Genomic DNA, 848 nt, shown 5'->3' with positions numbered 1-848 from the left:
ACTCCTTTGGCTGCATAATCGTAGGTGCCATCTTCTTTTTTGCTGTCAGGAAGCAACAAACGGAATTCAAAATGGCCTTCTTGTACTTGTCCTTTGGCTCCTGATGCCATCAAGGAGCGGCTCCAATCAATTGGAAAGCCTGCTTTTTCTAAATCTTCAATCGACTCTACTTGGTATTCTCCTGGTCCCAGAGGAAGGTTGGATGGTTTGCCATTCACTAAGGCTTGATCCGATGCGACTGCTAAATCCTTCGTAATTGGGATGTAGACTCTTAATACTTTGTTTGTTGCCATCTTAAGCTACGGGTTTTGTTTGAATTAATTTTTGATACAATGCTTTGATTTTGGTGCAGCCTTTTGAGAAAAAACTGCTGATTCGTGGTTGGTTCACGATGAATAAAAACAAGATGCTAATCACCATCAAAAGACATTTAAACACGTCTAAAATCACTAAGATTTCTTGTTGATATTCTACCAACTGGTACAGGCGGATTAACTCATTGGCTTGCTCTTCGACTCCATTCCGAACCAAGGACAACACTAGGCTATCCATGCCGTCGGTCATCTTGTATAGTCCGACATTAAATAAACCAACAAACCAGGTTAAGATGGCTTTTGCTACTGCTTTCATCTAAAGGACTTTTTTGTTGATGACTAGAATGAATAAAATCGTTAAACCAATTAAGCCGATTCCTAAATAGTCGGGTTTGATGACTATTTCCATCTTCTCAGGTATGAGCATGGGTAAAAGGGTTTAGTGGCACATAAGTAAATTTGTTTGGGTTTGCTTCTATTGCTTGTTATGAACAGTACAAAGATGCCGCTATTTTGTGCTAAAAAACGAATTTT

General features: G+C 39.3%; 2 protein-coding genes. Both read right to left on the bottom strand.

Annotated elements, in window-relative coordinates:
* A partial coding sequence (locus tag CG11_RS26230; protein WP_156039914.1) for a hypothetical protein occupies positions 1-293 on the bottom strand: 293 nt, incomplete at its 3' end.
* Position 294: 1 nt separating this feature from the next.
* Positions 295-630, bottom strand: a complete 336-nt coding sequence (locus CG11_RS26225; protein ID WP_052599922.1) for a hypothetical protein — start codon at positions 628-630, stop codon at positions 295-297.
* Positions 631-848 lie beyond the last annotated feature (218 nt).

This window comes from Aureispira sp. CCB-QB1 (genome assembly GCF_000724545.1).
Lineage (GTDB): Bacteria > Bacteroidota > Bacteroidia > Chitinophagales > Saprospiraceae > Aureispira.
Note: the sequence above shows the minus strand (reverse complement) of the source record. Positions and strands in the feature narration are given on the sequence as shown.